Source organism: Streptomyces sp. NPDC050416, from assembly GCF_044458845.1.
Taxonomy (GTDB): Bacteria; Actinomycetota; Actinomycetes; order Streptomycetales; family Streptomycetaceae; genus Streptomyces.
The window spans coordinates 172,168-187,129 of record NZ_JBITII010000006.1; the positions used below are offsets into that span (position 1 = coordinate 172,168).

Annotated in this window: 15 protein-coding genes; 1 reads left to right on the plus strand and 14 read right to left on the minus strand. The window is 69.9% G+C overall.

Features of this window, described 5'->3' with window-relative positions; all coding sequences use genetic code 11:
* Positions 1 to 29: 29 nt before the first annotated feature.
* The 11 genes from rpoZ to pyrR form a co-directional block, all read right to left on the minus strand.
* Positions 30 to 302 (minus strand): DNA-directed RNA polymerase subunit omega, encoded by a 273-nt coding sequence (gene rpoZ, locus ACIBL4_RS20410; RefSeq protein WP_003988945.1) that lies wholly within the window; start codon positions 300 to 302, stop codon positions 30 to 32.
* 71 nt (positions 303 to 373) lie between these two features.
* Positions 374 to 967, minus strand: a complete 594-nt coding sequence (gmk, locus tag ACIBL4_RS20415) for a guanylate kinase (RefSeq protein WP_399411991.1) — start codon at positions 965 to 967, stop codon at positions 374 to 376.
* Positions 968 to 1,025: 58 nt separating this feature from the next.
* Positions 1,026 to 1,349 (minus strand): integration host factor, encoded by a 324-nt coding sequence (locus tag ACIBL4_RS20420; RefSeq protein WP_003977346.1) that lies wholly within the window; start codon positions 1,347 to 1,349, stop codon positions 1,026 to 1,028.
* Between the two features lie 277 nt (positions 1,350 to 1,626).
* Positions 1,627 to 2,472, minus strand: a complete 846-nt coding sequence (pyrF, locus tag ACIBL4_RS20425) for an orotidine-5'-phosphate decarboxylase (protein WP_399411993.1) — start codon at positions 2,470 to 2,472, stop codon at positions 1,627 to 1,629.
* The gene (locus ACIBL4_RS20430) at positions 2,469 to 3,575 is read right to left on the minus strand and encodes a quinone-dependent dihydroorotate dehydrogenase (RefSeq protein ID WP_399411995.1); all 1,107 of its coding nucleotides are present in this window, start codon (positions 3,573 to 3,575) and stop codon (positions 2,469 to 2,471) included. The genes pyrF and ACIBL4_RS20430 overlap by 4 nt, the downstream gene beginning before the upstream one ends.
* A 71-nt stretch (positions 3,576 to 3,646) precedes the next feature.
* Positions 3,647 to 6,955 carry a carbamoyl-phosphate synthase large subunit gene (carB, locus tag ACIBL4_RS20435; RefSeq protein ID WP_399411997.1) on the minus strand — a complete coding sequence of 1,103 codons (3,309 nt, stop codon included), beginning with the start codon at positions 6,953 to 6,955 and terminating at the stop codon, positions 3,647 to 3,649.
* Positions 6,948 to 8,090 carry a glutamine-hydrolyzing carbamoyl-phosphate synthase small subunit gene (gene carA / locus ACIBL4_RS20440; RefSeq protein ID WP_399411999.1) on the minus strand — a complete coding sequence of 381 codons (1,143 nt, stop codon included), beginning with the start codon at positions 8,088 to 8,090 and terminating at the stop codon, positions 6,948 to 6,950. Before carA ends, carB begins: the two co-directional genes overlap by 8 nt.
* Entirely contained in the window at positions 8,087 to 8,656 is a 570-nt protein-coding gene (locus ACIBL4_RS20445; RefSeq protein WP_399412001.1) for a hypothetical protein, read from the minus strand. The genes carA and ACIBL4_RS20445 overlap by 4 nt, the downstream gene beginning before the upstream one ends.
* Complete coding sequence (locus ACIBL4_RS20450; protein ID WP_399412003.1) at positions 8,653 to 9,939, minus strand: dihydroorotase; 1,287 nt, start codon at positions 9,937 to 9,939, stop codon at positions 8,653 to 8,655. Before ACIBL4_RS20450 ends, ACIBL4_RS20445 begins: the two co-directional genes overlap by 4 nt.
* Positions 9,940 to 9,944: 5 nt before the next feature.
* Positions 9,945 to 10,922, minus strand: coding sequence for an aspartate carbamoyltransferase catalytic subunit (locus ACIBL4_RS20455; protein WP_399412006.1), 978 nt, complete (start codon positions 10,920 to 10,922; stop codon positions 9,945 to 9,947).
* Positions 10,923 to 11,024: 102 nt separating this feature from the next.
* Complete coding sequence (gene pyrR / locus ACIBL4_RS20460; RefSeq protein WP_356928660.1) at positions 11,025 to 11,591, minus strand: bifunctional pyr operon transcriptional regulator/uracil phosphoribosyltransferase PyrR; 567 nt, start codon at positions 11,589 to 11,591, stop codon at positions 11,025 to 11,027.
* Between the two features lie 266 nt (positions 11,592 to 11,857).
* On the opposite strand from pyrR, the gene bldD reads away from it, so the two are divergent.
* Positions 11,858 to 12,361 carry a transcriptional regulator BldD gene (gene bldD, locus ACIBL4_RS20465; protein ID WP_003988955.1) on the plus strand — a complete coding sequence of 168 codons (504 nt, stop codon included), beginning with the start codon at positions 11,858 to 11,860 and terminating at the stop codon, positions 12,359 to 12,361.
* Positions 12,362 to 12,540: 179 nt separating this feature from the next.
* Here bldD and nusB read toward each other — a convergent pair whose 3' ends face one another.
* The 3 genes from nusB to ACIBL4_RS20480 are packed head-to-tail and all read right to left on the minus strand — an operon-like array spanning position 12,541 to position 14,703.
* Complete coding sequence (gene nusB / locus ACIBL4_RS20470) at positions 12,541 to 12,975, minus strand: transcription antitermination factor NusB (protein WP_399412008.1); 435 nt, start codon at positions 12,973 to 12,975, stop codon at positions 12,541 to 12,543.
* Positions 12,976 to 12,977: 2 nt separating this feature from the next.
* Complete coding sequence (gene efp / locus ACIBL4_RS20475) at positions 12,978 to 13,544, minus strand: elongation factor P (RefSeq protein WP_059420847.1); 567 nt, start codon at positions 13,542 to 13,544, stop codon at positions 12,978 to 12,980.
* Positions 13,545 to 13,593: 49 nt separating this feature from the next.
* Positions 13,594 to 14,703 carry an aminopeptidase P family protein gene (locus ACIBL4_RS20480; RefSeq protein WP_399412011.1) on the minus strand — a complete coding sequence of 370 codons (1,110 nt, stop codon included), beginning with the start codon at positions 14,701 to 14,703 and terminating at the stop codon, positions 13,594 to 13,596.
* Positions 14,704 to 14,962: the final 259 nt, after the last annotated feature.

Consider the following 14,962-nt stretch of genomic DNA (forward strand, 5'->3'; position numbering starts at 1 on the left):
AAAAGTCAGCGTCAAGCTGCAAATAGTACTTACTGCGCCGGGCCCTCGACGGCCTCGGACGTCAGCAGCCCCGCGTTGATCTCGCGAAGGGCGATCGAGAGCGGCTTCTCGTGGACGTGGGTGTCGACGAGAGGACCGACGTACTCGAGGAGACCCTCGCCGAGCTGCGAGTAGTACGCGTTGATCTGGCGGGCCCGCTTGGCCGCGTAGATCACGAGGCTGTACTTCGAGTCGGTGGCCTCGAGGAGCTCGTCGATCGGCGGGTTGATGATGCCCTCGGGCGCGGAGATGGAAGAGGACACGCTCTACCTTCCGATGGATGGGAAAGATTCTGTCGGGGTGATCAGCGAGACCCGGAATCGATCAGCGATGGTCACACGACGTCCACCAAGGCTAGCAGCTCGCGAGCCACGTCCTCGACGGAGGTGTTCACCAGGGTGGTGTCGAACTCGGGCTCGGCGGCCAGTTCGGTCTTCGCCGCCTCGAGTCGGCGCTCGATGACCTCGGGCGGTTCGGTGCCCCGCCCGGTGAGTCTGCGCACCAGCTCTTCCCAGGAGGGCGGAGCCAGGAACACCAGCTGGGCCTCGGGCATCGACTCCCGGACCAGACGGGCACCCTGGAGATCGATCTCGAGCAGCACGGGCTCGCCCTTCTCCAGGCGCTCCTGTACGGCCGCACGCGGAGTGCCGTAGCGGTTGCCCGCGAACTCGGCCCACTCCAGCAGTTCGCCGTTGGCGATCAGCTTGTCCATCTCGTCGTCGCTGACGAAGAAGTAGTGGACTCCGTGCTTCTCGCCGGGGCGGGGCTTGCGGGTCGTCGCCGACACCGAGAGCCAGACCTCGGGATGTTCCTTGCGCATATGGGCGACGACCGTGCTCTTGCCGACCCCGGAGGGGCCGGAGAGCACGGTCAGCCGCGGACGTACGTCCGGGGGCACGGGGGTGGTCCCCCGGGGTGTTGCAGCCATGCAGCGATTATCCAGCAATCCCGGAGTGCCCGGGACTCGCTCCCCCGGAATGCCCGGTTCAGGAACCGGTGCTGCCGAATTCACGCTCAAGGGAGGCGATCTGGTTGGAACCGAGACCACGCACGCGGCGGCTCTCGGAGATACCGAGTCGCTCCATGATCTGCTTGGCGCGGACCTTGCCCACGCCCGGCAGGGACTCGAGGAGGGCGGAGACCTTCATCTTGCCGATGACGTCGTTCTCCTGGCCCTGCTTGATGACCTCGTGAAGAGAGGCGCCGGAGTGCTTGAGTCGATTCTTGACCTCGGCCCGCTCCCGGCGAGCCGCGGCGGCCTTTTCGAGCGCGGCTGCGCGCTGTTCAGGGGTAAGGGGCGGAAGAGCCACGCCTACGTCACCTCGGATGTCGAACTGTCGGATACGGACCGGTGAGGAACCTAGTCGCCCCACACCTGGGGAGCTACGAGCAACACGCTTGCCCGTTCACTCTCGTCGGAGACTAGCGGGCAAGTCCGCCAGAGTCAGCGAGAACAGCGGAAAAGTCCTGGTCAGCCTTCATCTGAACGGACATTTAGGACATACTGCCCCGGATTTGAGGATGTATTCAGACTCAAGCGCGCTCCGGACCACTCATCGGAGGACTCCGGAGAAGAGCGGGAAGAGGTCAGGAGGAGGTCACGGCGTGCCGGATCTCCTCCGCGAAGCGTTCCGCGGCGTCACGCAGCGCGACCGCGTCGGGACCGTGGCGTAGCACTCCCCGGCTGACGTTCGGCACGACATTGCGCACCGCCGTCCCGAAGACCTGGGGAAGATCGGCCGGCGTCGCCCCCTGGGCACCGATGCCGGGCGCGAGGAGCGGGCCGTTGATGTCCAGGTCGTACGAGGACAGATCGCCGAGGGTCGCGCCGACGACCGCGCCGAAGGACCCGAGGGGCTCCTCCCCCGCGTTCTCCGCGGACAGGTGCGCGAGCATGGTCGCTCCGACGTTCCGCCCGTCGGACCGTACGGCGTGCTGGACCTCGCCGCCCTCCGGGTTGGAGGTCAGCGCAAGCACGAACAGGCCGGCGCCGTTCTCCCGCGCCAGCGCGACGGCCGGGCTCAGCGAGCCGTAGCCGAGGTACGGCGAGACGGTCAGCGCGTCGGAGAACAGCGGGGCGTCCTTGTGCAGGAAGGACTCGGCGTACGCGGCCATGGTCGAGCCGATGTCTCCGCGCTTGGCGTCCATCACGACCAGCGCGCCGGCCGCCCGCGCCTCGGCCACCGACTTCTCCAGGACGGCGACGCCGCGCGAGCCGAACCGCTCGAAGAACGCGCTCTGCGGCTTGAGCACGGCGACCCGGTCGGCCACCGCCTCGACGACCGTGCGGCTGAACCGCTCCAGGCCCGCCACGTCGTCGCCCAGGCCCCACTCGGCGAGCAGGGAGGCGTGCGGGTCGATGCCGACGCAGAGCGGGCCGCGCTCGTCCATGGCGCGGCGCAGGCGGGCGCCGAAGGGTTCGAGACCACTCATGCCGTCTTCCTCACGTCGGCGCCCACCGCGTCGGCGAGCGTGGCGTACGGGCTGGTGCGCAGGCGCGCGGCGAGCCCCTTGTGGATGGCTCGGCCCCAGAAGGGGCCCTCGTAGATGAAGGCGCTGTAGCCCTGGACCAGCGTGGCACCGGCCAGGATGCGCTGCCAGGCGTCCTCGGCGTTCTCGACGCCCCCGACGCCCACCAGGGTGATCCGGTCGCCCACGCGCGCGTAGAGGCGGCGCAGGACCTCCAGGGAGCGTTCCTTCAGGGGCGCGCCGGACAGGCCGCCGCTCTCCTTGACCAGCGCGGGGTCGGACCTCAGGCCGAGTCCCTCGCGCGCGATGGTGGTGTTCGTCGCGATGATCCCGTCCAGGCCGAGTTCCACGGCGAGGTCGGCGACGGCGTCGATGTCCTCGTCGGCGAGATCCGGCGCGATCTTGACCAGCAGCGGGACGCGCCGCGCGGACACCGCGCGGTCGGCGGCCTCGCGGACCGCGCTCAGCAGGGGGCGCAGCGCTTCCGTGGCCTGGAGGTTGCGCAGGCCCGGCGTGTTCGGGGAGGAGACGTTGACCACGAGGTAGTCGGCGTAGGGCGCGAGCCGCTCGGCGGACTTCACGTAGTCCGCGACGGCCTCCTCCTCGGGTACGACCTTGGTCTTGCCGATGTTGACGCCGACGACGGTCTTGAAGACGGGCGTCCGGGAGGCCAGACGGGCGGCGACGCGGAGCGAGCCCTCGTTGTTGAAGCCCATGCGGTTGATCAGCGCCCGGTCCTTGACCAAGCGGAACAGCCGCTGCTTGGGGTTGCCGGGCTGCGGCTCGCCGGTGACCGTGCCGATCTCGACGTGGTCGAAGCCGAGCATCGCCATGCCGTCGATGCCGACGGCGTTCTTGTCGAAGCCCGCGGCGAGCCCGAAGGGGCCGTGCATGCGCAGCCCGAAGGCCTCCGTGCGCAGTTCCTTGTGGCGGGGCGCGAGGGCGGCCGCGAGGAAGGTGCGCAGCACGGGCACGCGGGCGGCCAGGCGGATCCAGCGGAAGGCCAGGTGGTGCGCCTGCTCCGGGTCCAGCCGCTTGAAGAACAGACTGAAGAAGATCTTGTACATGGTGTCCTCACGAAGACATGACGTCCTCACGAAGAGGGGGACACCGTTTCCGGTGTCCCCCTCTTCGGCTGCTAGTCGCGGGCCGCGGTCAGGTGTTCCGCGTGTTCCTGGAGCGATCGCACGCCCACGTCGCCGCGGTTGAGGGCGTCGATGCCCTGGACCGCCGCCGCGAGCGCCTGGACCGTCGTCAGGCAGGGCACGGAGCGTGCCACGGCCGCCGTACGGATGTCGTAGCCGTCGAGGCGGCCACCGGTGCCGTACGGGGTGTTGACGATGAGGTCGACCTCGCCGTCGTGGATGAGCTGGACGATGGTCTTCTCGCCGTTCGGGCCGGTGCCCTCGGACTGCTTGCGCACGATCGTGGCGTTGATGCCGTTGCGCTTGAGCACCTCGGCCGTGCCGGAGGTGGCGAGCAGCTCGAAGCCGTGCGCGACCAGCTCGCGGGCGGGAAAGATCATCGAGCGCTTGTCGCGGTTGGCGACCGAGATGAACGCCCGTCCCTTGGTGGGCAGCGGGCCGTAGGCGCCCGCCTGCGACTTGGCGTACGCCGTGCCGAAGACGGAGTCGATGCCCATGACCTCGCCGGTGGAGCGCATCTCCGGGCCGAGGACCGTGTCGACGCCGCGGCCGTGGATGTCACGGAAGCGCGACCACGGCATGACGGCCTCCTTCACGGAGATCGGCGCGTCGAACGGCAGCTCGCCGCCGTCACCGCTCGCCGGCAGCAGGCCCTCGGCGCGCAGTTCGGCGATGGTCGCGCCCAGGGAGATCCGGGCGGCGGCCTTCGCCAGCGGCACCGCGGTCGCCTTCGAGGTGAAGGGGACGGTCCGGGAGGCGCGCGGGTTGGCCTCCAGGACGTAGAGGATGTCGCCCGCCAGTGCGAACTGGATGTTGATCAGGCCGCGCACGCCGACACCCTTGGCGATGCCCTCCGTGGAGGCGCGCAGGCGCTTGATGTCGAAGCCGCCGAGCGTGATCGGGGGCAGGGCGCACGCCGAGTCGCCGGAGTGGATGCCGGCCTCCTCGATGTGCTCCATGACGCCGCCGAGGTAGAGCTCCTCACCGTCGTAGAGCGCGTCGACGTCGATCTCGATCGCGTCGTCCAGGAACCGGTCGACCAGGACCGGACGGGACGGGCTGATCTCCGTCGACTCGGCGATGTACGCCTCCAGGCGCGTCTCGTCGTAGACGATCTCCATGCCGCGCCCGCCGAGGACGTAGGAGGGGCGCACGAGGACCGGGTAGCCGATCTCGTCGGCGATGGCCTTGGCCTCGGCGAAGGTGGTGGCGGTGCCGTGCTTGGGGGCCGGGAGGCCGGCCTCCTTGAGGACCCGGCCGAAGGCGCCCCGGTCCTCGGCGGCGTGGATGGCCTCCGGGGAGGTGCCGACGATCGGCACGCCGTTGTCCTTCAGTGCCTGCGACAGGCCCAGCGGGGTCTGACCGCCGAGCTGGACGATGACGCCCGCGACCGGGCCGGCCTGCTGCTCGGCGTGCACGATCTCCAGCACGTCTTCCAGCGTCAGCGGCTCGAAGTACAGGCGGTCGGAGGTGTCGTAGTCCGTGGAGACGGTCTCCGGGTTGCAGTTGACCATGACGGTCTCGTAGCCCGCGTCGCTGAGCGCGAAGGAGGCGTGGACGCAGGAGTAGTCGAACTCGATGCCCTGGCCGATGCGGTTCGGGCCTGAGCCCAGGATGATGACGGCCGGCTTCTCGCGCGGCGCGACCTCGCTCTCCTCGTCGTAGGAGGAGTAGAAGTAGGGCGTCTTCGCGGCGAACTCGGCGGCGCAGGTGTCGACCGTCTTGTAGACCGGTCGGATGCCGAGGGCGTGCCGGACCTCGCGGACGACGTCCTCGCGCAGGCCGCGGATCTCGCCGATCTGCGAGTCGGAGAAGCCGTGCCGCTTGGCCTCGGCGAGCAGGGCGGGCGTCAACTCGGGGGCCTCGGCCAGCTCGTCCGCGATCTCCTTGATGAGGAAGAGCTGGTCGACGAACCAGGGGTCGATCTTCGTGTACTCGAAGACCTCCTCGGGCGTGGCACCGGCGCGGATGGCCTGCATGACGGTGTTGATACGGCCGTCGGTCGGGCGGACGGACGCCTCCAGCAGTTCCTGCTTGCCGCCGGGCTCGCCGACGAAGGTGAACTGGCTGCCCTTCTTCTCCAGCGAGCGCAGGGCCTTCTGGAAGGCCTCGGTGAAGTTGCGGCCGATGGCCATGGCCTCGCCGACCGACTTCATGGTGGTGGTGAGGGTGGAGTCGGCGCTCGGGAACTTCTCGAAGGCGAAGCGCGGCGCCTTCACGACCACGTAGTCGAGCGTCGGCTCGAAGGAGGCCGGGGTCTCCTGCGTGATGTCGTTCGGGATCTCGTCCAGCGTGTAGCCGACGGCCAGCTTGGCGGCGATCTTGGCGATCGGGAAGCCGGTGGCCTTGGAGGCGAGCGCCGACGAGCGCGACACGCGCGGGTTCATCTCGATGACGATCACGCGACCGTCCTCGGGGTTCACCGCGAACTGGATGTTGCAGCCGCCGGTGTCGACGCCGACCTCGCGGATGACGGCGATTCCGATGTCGCGCAGGGTCTGGTACTCGCGGTCGGTGAGGGTCATCGCCGGGGCGACGGTGATCGAGTCACCGGTGTGCACGCCCATGGGGTCGAAGTTCTCGATGGAGCAGACGACCACGACGTTGTCGTGCTTGTCGCGCATCAGCTCCAGCTCGTACTCCTTCCAGCCGAGGATGGACTCCTCCAGGAGCACCTCGGTGGTCGGCGAGAGCGTGAGGCCCTGACCGGCGATGCGGCGCAGCTCCTCCTCGTCGTGGGCGAAGCCGGAGCCGGCGCCGCCCATGGTGAAGGACGGGCGGACGACGACCGGGTAGCCGCCGAGCTCCTCGACACCCCTGAGGACGTCGTCCATGGAGTGGCAGATGTAGGACCGGGCGGACTCGCCGTGGCCGATCTTCTTGCGGACCTCTTCCACGACCTCCTTGAACTGGTCGCGGTCCTCGCCCTTGTGGATCGCCTCGACGTTGGCGCCGATCAGCTCGACGCCGTACTTGTCGAGCGTCCCCGACTCGTGCAGTGAGATCGCGGTGTTGAGGGCCGTCTGGCCGCCCAGGGTGGGCAGCAGCGCGTCCGGGCGCTCCTTGGCGATGATCTTCTCGACGAACTCGGGGGTGATGGGCTCGACGTAGGTGGCGTCGGCGATCTCCGGGTCGGTCATGATCGTCGCCGGGTTGGAGTTCACCAGGATGACCCTGAGGCCCTCGGCCTTCAGGACGCGGCACGCCTGGGTGCCGGAGTAGTCGAACTCGGCGGCCTGGCCGATGACGATCGGGCCGGAGCCGATGACCAGGACGGACTGGATATCGGTGCGCTTAGGCACGCTGGCCCTCCATCAGGGATACGAAGCGGTCGAACAGGTAGGCGGCGTCGTGCGGGCCGGCTGCCGCTTCGGGGTGGTACTGGACGCTGAAGGCGGGGCGGTCGAGGAGCTGGAGCCCCTCCACCACGTTGTCGTTCAGGCAGACGTGGGACACCTCGGCCCGGCCGAACGGGGTCTCGGAGACCTTCTCGAGCGGGGCGTCGACGGCGAAGCCGTGGTTGTGCGCGGTGACCTCGACCTTGCCGGTCGTACGGTCCTGCACCGGCTGGTTGATGCCGCGGTGGCCGTACTTCAGCTTGTACGTGCCGAAGCCGAGGGCGCGGCCCAGGATCTGGTTGCCGAAGCAGATGCCGAACAGCGGGGTGCCGCGCTCCAGGACGCCCCGCATCACGGAGACGGGGTGGTCGGCGGTGGCCGGGTCGCCCGGGCCGTTGGAGAAGAACACGCCGTCCGGGTTGACCGCGTAGACGTCCTCGACGGTCGCGGTGGCCGGGAGCACGTGCACCTCGATGCCGCGCTCGGCCATGCGGTGCGGGGTCATGCCCTTGATGCCGAGGTCGACGGCGGCGACGGTGAACTTCTTCTCGCCGATCGCGGGGACGACGTACGGCTCGGTGGTGGCGACCTCGGCGGAGAGGTTCGCGCCCTTCATCTGCGGGGCTTCCTGCACGCGCGCGAGGAGTGCGCTGTCGTCCCTGACCGCGTCGCCGCTGAAGATGCCGACGCGCATCGCGCCGCGCTCGCGCAGGTGGCGGGTGAGGGCGCGGGTGTCGATGCCGGAGATGCCGACGACGCCCTGGGCGGCCAGCTCCTCGTCCAGCGTGCGCCGGGAGCGCCAGCTGGACGGCACGCGCGCGGGGTCGCGCACGACGTACCCGGAGACCCAGATGCGCTTGGACTCCATGTCCTCGTCGTTGACGCCGGTGTTGCCGACGTGCGGGGCGGTCATCACCACGACCTGGCGGTGGTAGGAGGGGTCGGTGAGGGTCTCCTGGTAGCCGGTCATGCCGGTGGAGAACACCGCTTCGCCGAAGGTCTCCCCCACGGCCCCGTAGGCACGGCCGCGGAAGACCCGGCCGTCCTCCAGGACGAGTACGGCGGGAGTTTTGGCGGCTCCCCTGGTGGAGGTGGTCATCGTTCGGCGCCTTCCCTGCTGTTCGTTTCGATCATGGAGTTGATGGTCTCGACCCACTCGTTGTGCTCGGCCGCGTGGTCGGCGCGGAAGCCGGAGTCGATCAGCCGGTCGCCGTGCTCCCAGGTGACGACCAGCAGGCCGCCCTCGGTGAGCACCTTGCCGGCGATGCCTTTGTCGAGCCGGGCCTCGCGCAGCTGTGCGGCCGGGACGAAGAAGTCGCTCGCCCCGGGGCGTACGACGTCCAGTCCGGCGTCCGTGAGGGTCAGCTCGGCGCGGCTGCGGGTGCCCAGGCCGTGCGCGACGATGCGGTCGAGCCACTGTCCGGCGGTGGTGGAGCCGTGGTAGCGGCCGCTCATGGTCAGGCGCTCCGGACCCGTCTCGTCCGGGGTGACGGGCAGTTCGGGCAGGTCGCCCTGGAGCGTGCCGCGCCACTTCCAGCCTTCGCGCATCAGCCAGTAGACGAGCGCGACGAACAGGGCGAGGCCGACGACCCAGCCGATGCGGGCGGCCCAGTCGGTCACTTGCGCCGATTCCTTCTCGGCGGCCAGTAGAAGTACAGGTGTCACGTGAGCTTCCCGTCGACGAGCGTGGCCTTGCCCCGCAGCCACGTGTGCGTCACACGGCCCGGCAGCTCACGACCCTCGTAGGGGGTGTTGCGGCTGCGCGAGGCGAAGCCCGCGGGGTCCACGGGGCCACGGTATGCCGTGTCGACGAGGGTGAGGTTGGCGGGCTCACCTGCCGAGACGGGACGGCCGTGCCCCGTGGCCTGTCCGATCTGCGCGGGCTTGAAGGACATCCGGTCGGCGACGCCGGCCCAGTCCAGCAGGCCCGTGTCGACCATGGTCTCCTGAACCACTGACAGAGCGGTCTCCAGGCCGACCATGCCCATGGCGGCCGCGGCCCACTCGCAGTCCTTGTCCTCGTGCGGGTGCGGGGCGTGGTCGGTGGCGACGATGTCGATCGTGCCGTCGGCGAGCGCCTCGCGCAGGGCCATCACGTCGCGCTCGGTGCGCAGCGGCGGGTTGACCTTGTAGACGGGGTTGTACGTGCGGACCAGCTCGTCGGTGAGGAGCAGGTGGTGCGGGGTGACCTCGGCGGTGACGTCGATGCCGCGGGACTTGGCCCAGCGGACGATCTCGACGGACCCGGCGGTCGACAGGTGACAGATGTGGACGCGGGAGCCGACGTGCTCGGCGAGCAGGACATCCCGGGCGATGATCGATTCTTCGGCCACCGCGGGCCAGCCCCCGAGGCCCAGCTCGGCGGAGACGACGCCCTCGTTCATCTCGGCGCCCTCGGTCAGCCGCGGCTCCTGCGCGTGCTGCGCGACGACACCGCCGAAGGCCTTCACGTACTCCAGGGCCCGGCGCATGATCACCGCGTCGTGGACGCACTTGCCGTCGTCGGAGAAGACGGTGACCCCGGCGGCCGACTCGTGCATGGCGCCCAGCTCGGCGAGCTTGCGGCCCTCCAGGCCGACGGTTACGGCACCGATCGGCTGGACGTCGCAGTAGCCGTGCTCCTTGCCGAGCCGCCAGACCTGCTCGACGACACCGGCGGTGTCGGCGACCGGGAAGGTGTTGGCCATGGCGAACACGGTGGTGAAGCCGCCCGAGGCCGCGGCCCGGGTGCCGGTGAGGACGGTCTCGGAGTCCTCGCGGCCCGGCTCGCGCAGATGGGTGTGCAGGTCGACCAGGCCCGGCAGCAGCACCTTGCCCTCGGCCTCGACGACTTCGGCGCCCTCGGCGGACAGCCCGCTGCCCACCTCCGCGATCGTCCCGCCGTCGATCAGGACGTCCTGCGGCTCGCCGCCCAGCACCTTCGCACCACGGATCAGGATCTTGCTCATCTGTCTTACTTCTCCTCGGTACGGGTCTGAGTGACGGCGGGTTCGTTCCCGCCCAGCAGCAGGTACAGGACGGCCATCCGGATGGAGACTCCGTTCGCCACCTGCTCCACGACGGTGCAGCGGTCGGAGTCGGCGACCTCGGCGGTGATCTCCATGCCGCGGACCATCGGGCCGGGGTGCATCACGACGGCGTGCTCGGGCATCCGCGCCATGCGGTCGCCGTCGAGGCCATAGCGCCGGGAGTACTCGCGCTCGGTCGGGAAGAACGCGGCGTTCATGCGCTCGCGCTGCACCCGCAGCATCATCACCGCGTCGGACTTGGGCAGCGTGCTGTCGAGGTCGTACGACACCTCGCAGGGCCAGCTCTCGATGCCGACCGGCACCAGGGTCGGCGGGGCGACGAGGGTGACCTCGGCGCCGAGGGTGTGCAGCAGGTCGACGTTGGAGCGGGCGACCCGGCTGTGCAGGACGTCGCCGACGATCGTGATCCGCTTGCCTTCCAGGTCCTGGCCGATCCCGGCGTCCGGGCCGATCAGGCGGCGGCGCATGGTGAAGGCGTCCAGCAGGGCCTGGGTGGGGTGCTGGTGGGTGCCGTCGCCGGCGTTGACGACGACCGCGTCGATCCAGCCGGAGTTCGCCAGCCGGTACGGGGCTCCCGACGAACCGTGCCGGATGACCACGGCGTCGACGCCCATGGCCTCCAGCGTCTGGGCGGTGTCCTTCAGGGACTCGCCCTTGGAGACGCTCGAACCCTTGGCGGAGAAGTTGATGACGTCCGCGGAGAGCCGCTTCTCGGCGGCCTCGAAGGAGATCCGGGTCCGGGTGGAGTCCTCGAAGAAGAGGTTGACGATCGCGCGGCCGCGCAGGGTCGGCAGCTTCTTGATCGGCCGGTCGGCGACCCGGGCCATCTCCTCGGCGGTGTCGAGGATCAGGACGGCGTCGTCGCGGGTGAGGTCGGCGGCCGAGATGAGATGACGCTGCATCTGTCAGGCTCCGTAAGGCAGTTCAAACGGGAGATTCGGGGCAGACGGGCGCGCGCGTGCGCGCACTGAGCCGGCGTACGACAGCGGCGTACGCCTGGAGCGCTACTGGGCGGCCGGCTTGGCACCGAGCAGCACGGTGTCGCGACCGTCCTCCTCGGCGAGCTGGACCTTGACCGTCTCCCGCAACGACGTGGGGAGGTTCTTGCCGACGTAGTCGGCGCGGATGGGCAGTTCGCGGTGACCGCGGTCGACGAGGACCGCGAGCTGCACCGCGCGGGGGCGCCCGATGTCGTTCAGGGCGTCGAGGGCGGCGCGGATCGTGCGGCCGGAGAAGAGGACGTCGTCGACGAGAACGACCAGCTTGCCGTCGATGCCGTCACCGGGGATCTCCGTGCGGGCCAGCGCACGCGGCGGGTGCATGCGCAGGTCGTCGCGGTACATGGTGATGTCGAGCGAGCCGCAGGGAACCTTGCGCTCGGTGATCTGCTCGAGCTTGTCGGCGATCCGCCGGGCGAGGAAGACGCCCCGGGTGGGAATTCCGAGGAGCACCACGTCGTCGGCGCCTTTCGCGCGTTCGACGATCTCGTGGGCGATGCGGGTCAGTACCCGCGCGATGTCGGGGCCTTCGAGAACGGGCCGGGCATCGGATGGTGTGCCGTGCGAGTCCATACGAAACGGACCTCCTTCTCCGCCTCACGGGACGGACCTTAAAGGACGTCGGGATTGCGCCATCCACGGTAGCAGACCCTCGCCGTCACCCGTATGGCCCCCTCGGATCACCCACTCGGCCTAACAGAGTGCCGATACCACGGAAGAGTCGGTGCGGACCATTCGGCTTGACGCGGCAGAGTAACGCTGCGTAACCTCACAGTGAGTTACCAGCCGCGCGGCCTGGCACCTACGCCAGACGCGTCGACACAGTGCCGGGGAGCTATATGTCCAGCGAATACGCCAAACAGCTCGGGGCCAAGCTCCGGGCGATCCGCACCCAGCAGGGCCTTTCCCTCCACGGTGTCGAGGAGAAGTCCCAGGGACGCTGGAAGGCGGTCGTGGTCGGTTCGTACGAGCGCGGCGACCGTGCCGTGACCGTGCAGCGCCTTGCCGAGCTGGCGGATTTCTACGGCGTTCCGGTGCAGGAGCTGCTCCCGGGCACCACCCCGGGCGGCGCCGCCGAGCCGCCGCCGAAGCTGGTCCTGGACCTGGAGCGGCTGGCCACGGTGCCGGCCGAGAAGGCGGGCCCCCTTCAGCGCTACGCGGCCACGATCCAGTCGCAGCGCGGTGACTACAACGGCAAGGTGCTCTCGATCCGCCAGGACGACCTGCGCACACTCGCCGTCATCTACGACCAGTCGCCCTCGGTCCTCACCGAGCAGCTGATCAGCTGGGGTGTCCTGGACGCGGACGCGCGCCGCGCGGTGGCGACCCACGACGAGGGCTGACCGCTTTTCGGGGCTGGCCGAGGGGTCAGCAGAAACGTGCCGCCGGGGTGGCCGAAACCGTATGGGTCTCGGCCACCCCGGCGCCGTTGTGAGGGCCTGGCAGCCCTCGACGGCAGGGGAACGCCGAAGGGCCCGCGGCAGTCACGCTGCTGCGGGCCCTTCGGCGTTCTGTCTGGCTTTCAGACCTCGTCGCGACGGAGCGAGGGCTTGAGCTCCTTCAGCCGTCCGAGCAGGCCGTTGACGAACGAGGGCGACTCGTCCGTGGAGAACTCCTTCGCCAGCTGCACCATCTCGTCGAGGACGACGGCGTCCGGGGTCGCGTCGACCCAGATCAGCTCATAGGCGCCGAGCCGCAGGATGTTGCGGTCGACGACCGGCATCCGGTCGAGCGTCCAGCCGACCGAGTACTGGGCGAGCAGCTCGTCGATGCGCTTCGCGTGCTGCGCGTAGCCCTCGACCAGCTCCATCGTGTACTCGCTCACCGGCGGCTGCCGGGTGTCGGCCCGGGAGTGCCGGACCCAGTCGGCGAGGACCGTGAGGACCTCGGCGCCGCGCTGGTCGCCCTCGAAGAGGATCTGGAAGGCGCGCTTGCGGGCCGTGTTGCGGGCAGCCACGGTTAGCTGTTCACCCGGCCGAGGTAGTCGCTGGTGCGGGTGTCGACCTTGATCTTCTCACCGGTGGTGATGAAGAGCGGGACCTGGATCTGGTGGCCGGTCTCCAGCGTGGCGGGCTTGGTGCCGCCGGTGGAGCGGTCGCCCTGGACGCCCGGCTCGGTCTCCTGCACGGTCAGCTCGACGGCGGCCGGCAGCTCGACGAAGAGCACCTCGCCCTCGTGCTGGGCGACCGTGGCCGTGAAGCCCTCGACGAGGAAGTTGGCGGCGTCGCCGACGGCCTTGCGGTCGACCATGAGCTGGTCGTAGGTCTCCATGTCCATGAAGACGAAGTAGTCGCCGTCCATGTAGGAGAACTGCATGTCGCGCTTGTCGACGGTGGCCGTTTCGACCTTGACGCCGGCGTTGAAGGTCTTGTCGACGACCTTGCCGGAGAGCACGTTCTTGAGCTTGGTGCGCACGAAGGCCGGGCCCTTGCCGGGCTTGACGTGCTGGAACTCGACGACGGACCAGAGCTGGCCGCCTTCGAGCTTGAGCACCATGCCGTTCTTGAGGTCGTTCGTGGAAGCCACGGTTGCGGAATCTCCTGGACTGACGTACGACCCCGGGGCACGCACCTGCCTACAGGGCGAGCAGCTCCTTGGTCGTGATGGTGAGTAGCTCGGGTCCGCCATCCGCCTCTGGGCGGACGACGAGCGTGTCATCGATCCGGACGCCGCCCCGGCCCGGGAGGTGGACCCCGGGTTCGACGGTGACCGGCACGCAAGCGTCCAGTTTACCCATGGCCGCGGGACTCAATTGAGGGTCCTCGTCGATTTCGAGCCCGACCCCGTGTCCGGTGAGCGCCGTGAGGCCCTCCGTGTACCCCGCGGAGTCCAGGACCTGGCGGGCGGCACGGTCGACGTCCCGGCAGGCGGCGCCGGGTACCAGCCTCTCACGTCCGGCGCGCTGCGCTGCGAAGACCAGGTCGTACAGCTCGATCTGCCAGTCCGCGGGAGCGGTACCGATGACGAAGGTACGGCCGATCTCGCAGCGGTAGCCCCGGTACGTCGCCCCCAGGCAGACGGAGAGGAAGTCGCCCTCCTCCACGCGGCGGTCGGTGGGCCGGTGCCCGGGCCGTCCGGCGTTCGGCCCCGTGCCGACGGACGTGGGGAAGGCCGGGCCGTCGGCCCCGTGATCCACGAGGCGTCGTTCGAGCTCCAGGGCGAGATGGCGCTCGGTCCGCCCGACGAGGATGGACTCCAGGAGTTCGCCGAGGGCCTGGTCGGCGATCTCGGCGCCGATGCGGAGGCAGGAGATCTCCTCCTCGTCCTTGACGACCCTGAGCTGCTCGACGGCACCGCCGAGGTTGGCCAGGCGCAGCCGGGGGGCGACCGAGCCGAGGGCGCGGTGCCGGGCCACGGTGAGGTGGTGCTCCTCCACGGCGAGGGAGTCGGCGCCCTGGCGCGCGGCGAGGCCGGCGGCCGCGACGGCCGGGTCGCCTCCGCCGGCACCGGGCAGGTTCTGTACGCGCAGGGCCTCGTCCGGGCGCTCCTGCGTGGGGCGGTCGGCCGTCGGGCCGGCACACACCAGGAGGTCCTCGGTCTTGCCCAGCAGGAGAACGGCGCCGTGCGGGGCGGCGCCCGCGAGATAGCGCACATTGGCGGGGCGGGAGACCAGCGCCGCCGCGCTGCCGCCCGCGTTGCAGTATTCCCTCAGACGCGTCCGGCGGGCCGCGTACACCTCTGACATGACCCGAGCCTACGAGCGCCGGGGGGATGACGCCGGTCGGGACGGCCGAGTGGGGGTTGTCCGCGGGCCCTGCGCCTTCGCGGTGGCTGCGGGTCGGGGCCGCGCCGGGGGGTGTCCGTCCTCGGAACGGCGCGATGGGTTGGCCTGGCTGCGGGCAGTCGTGCCTCCCCCAGCGCCTTAAGGGCCTGGGAGGTGCCCCCAGGCGGCACGGGTGGGCGCAGCGGCACCCCGCTCCGCCGGGCTGCGGACCCACCCGGCC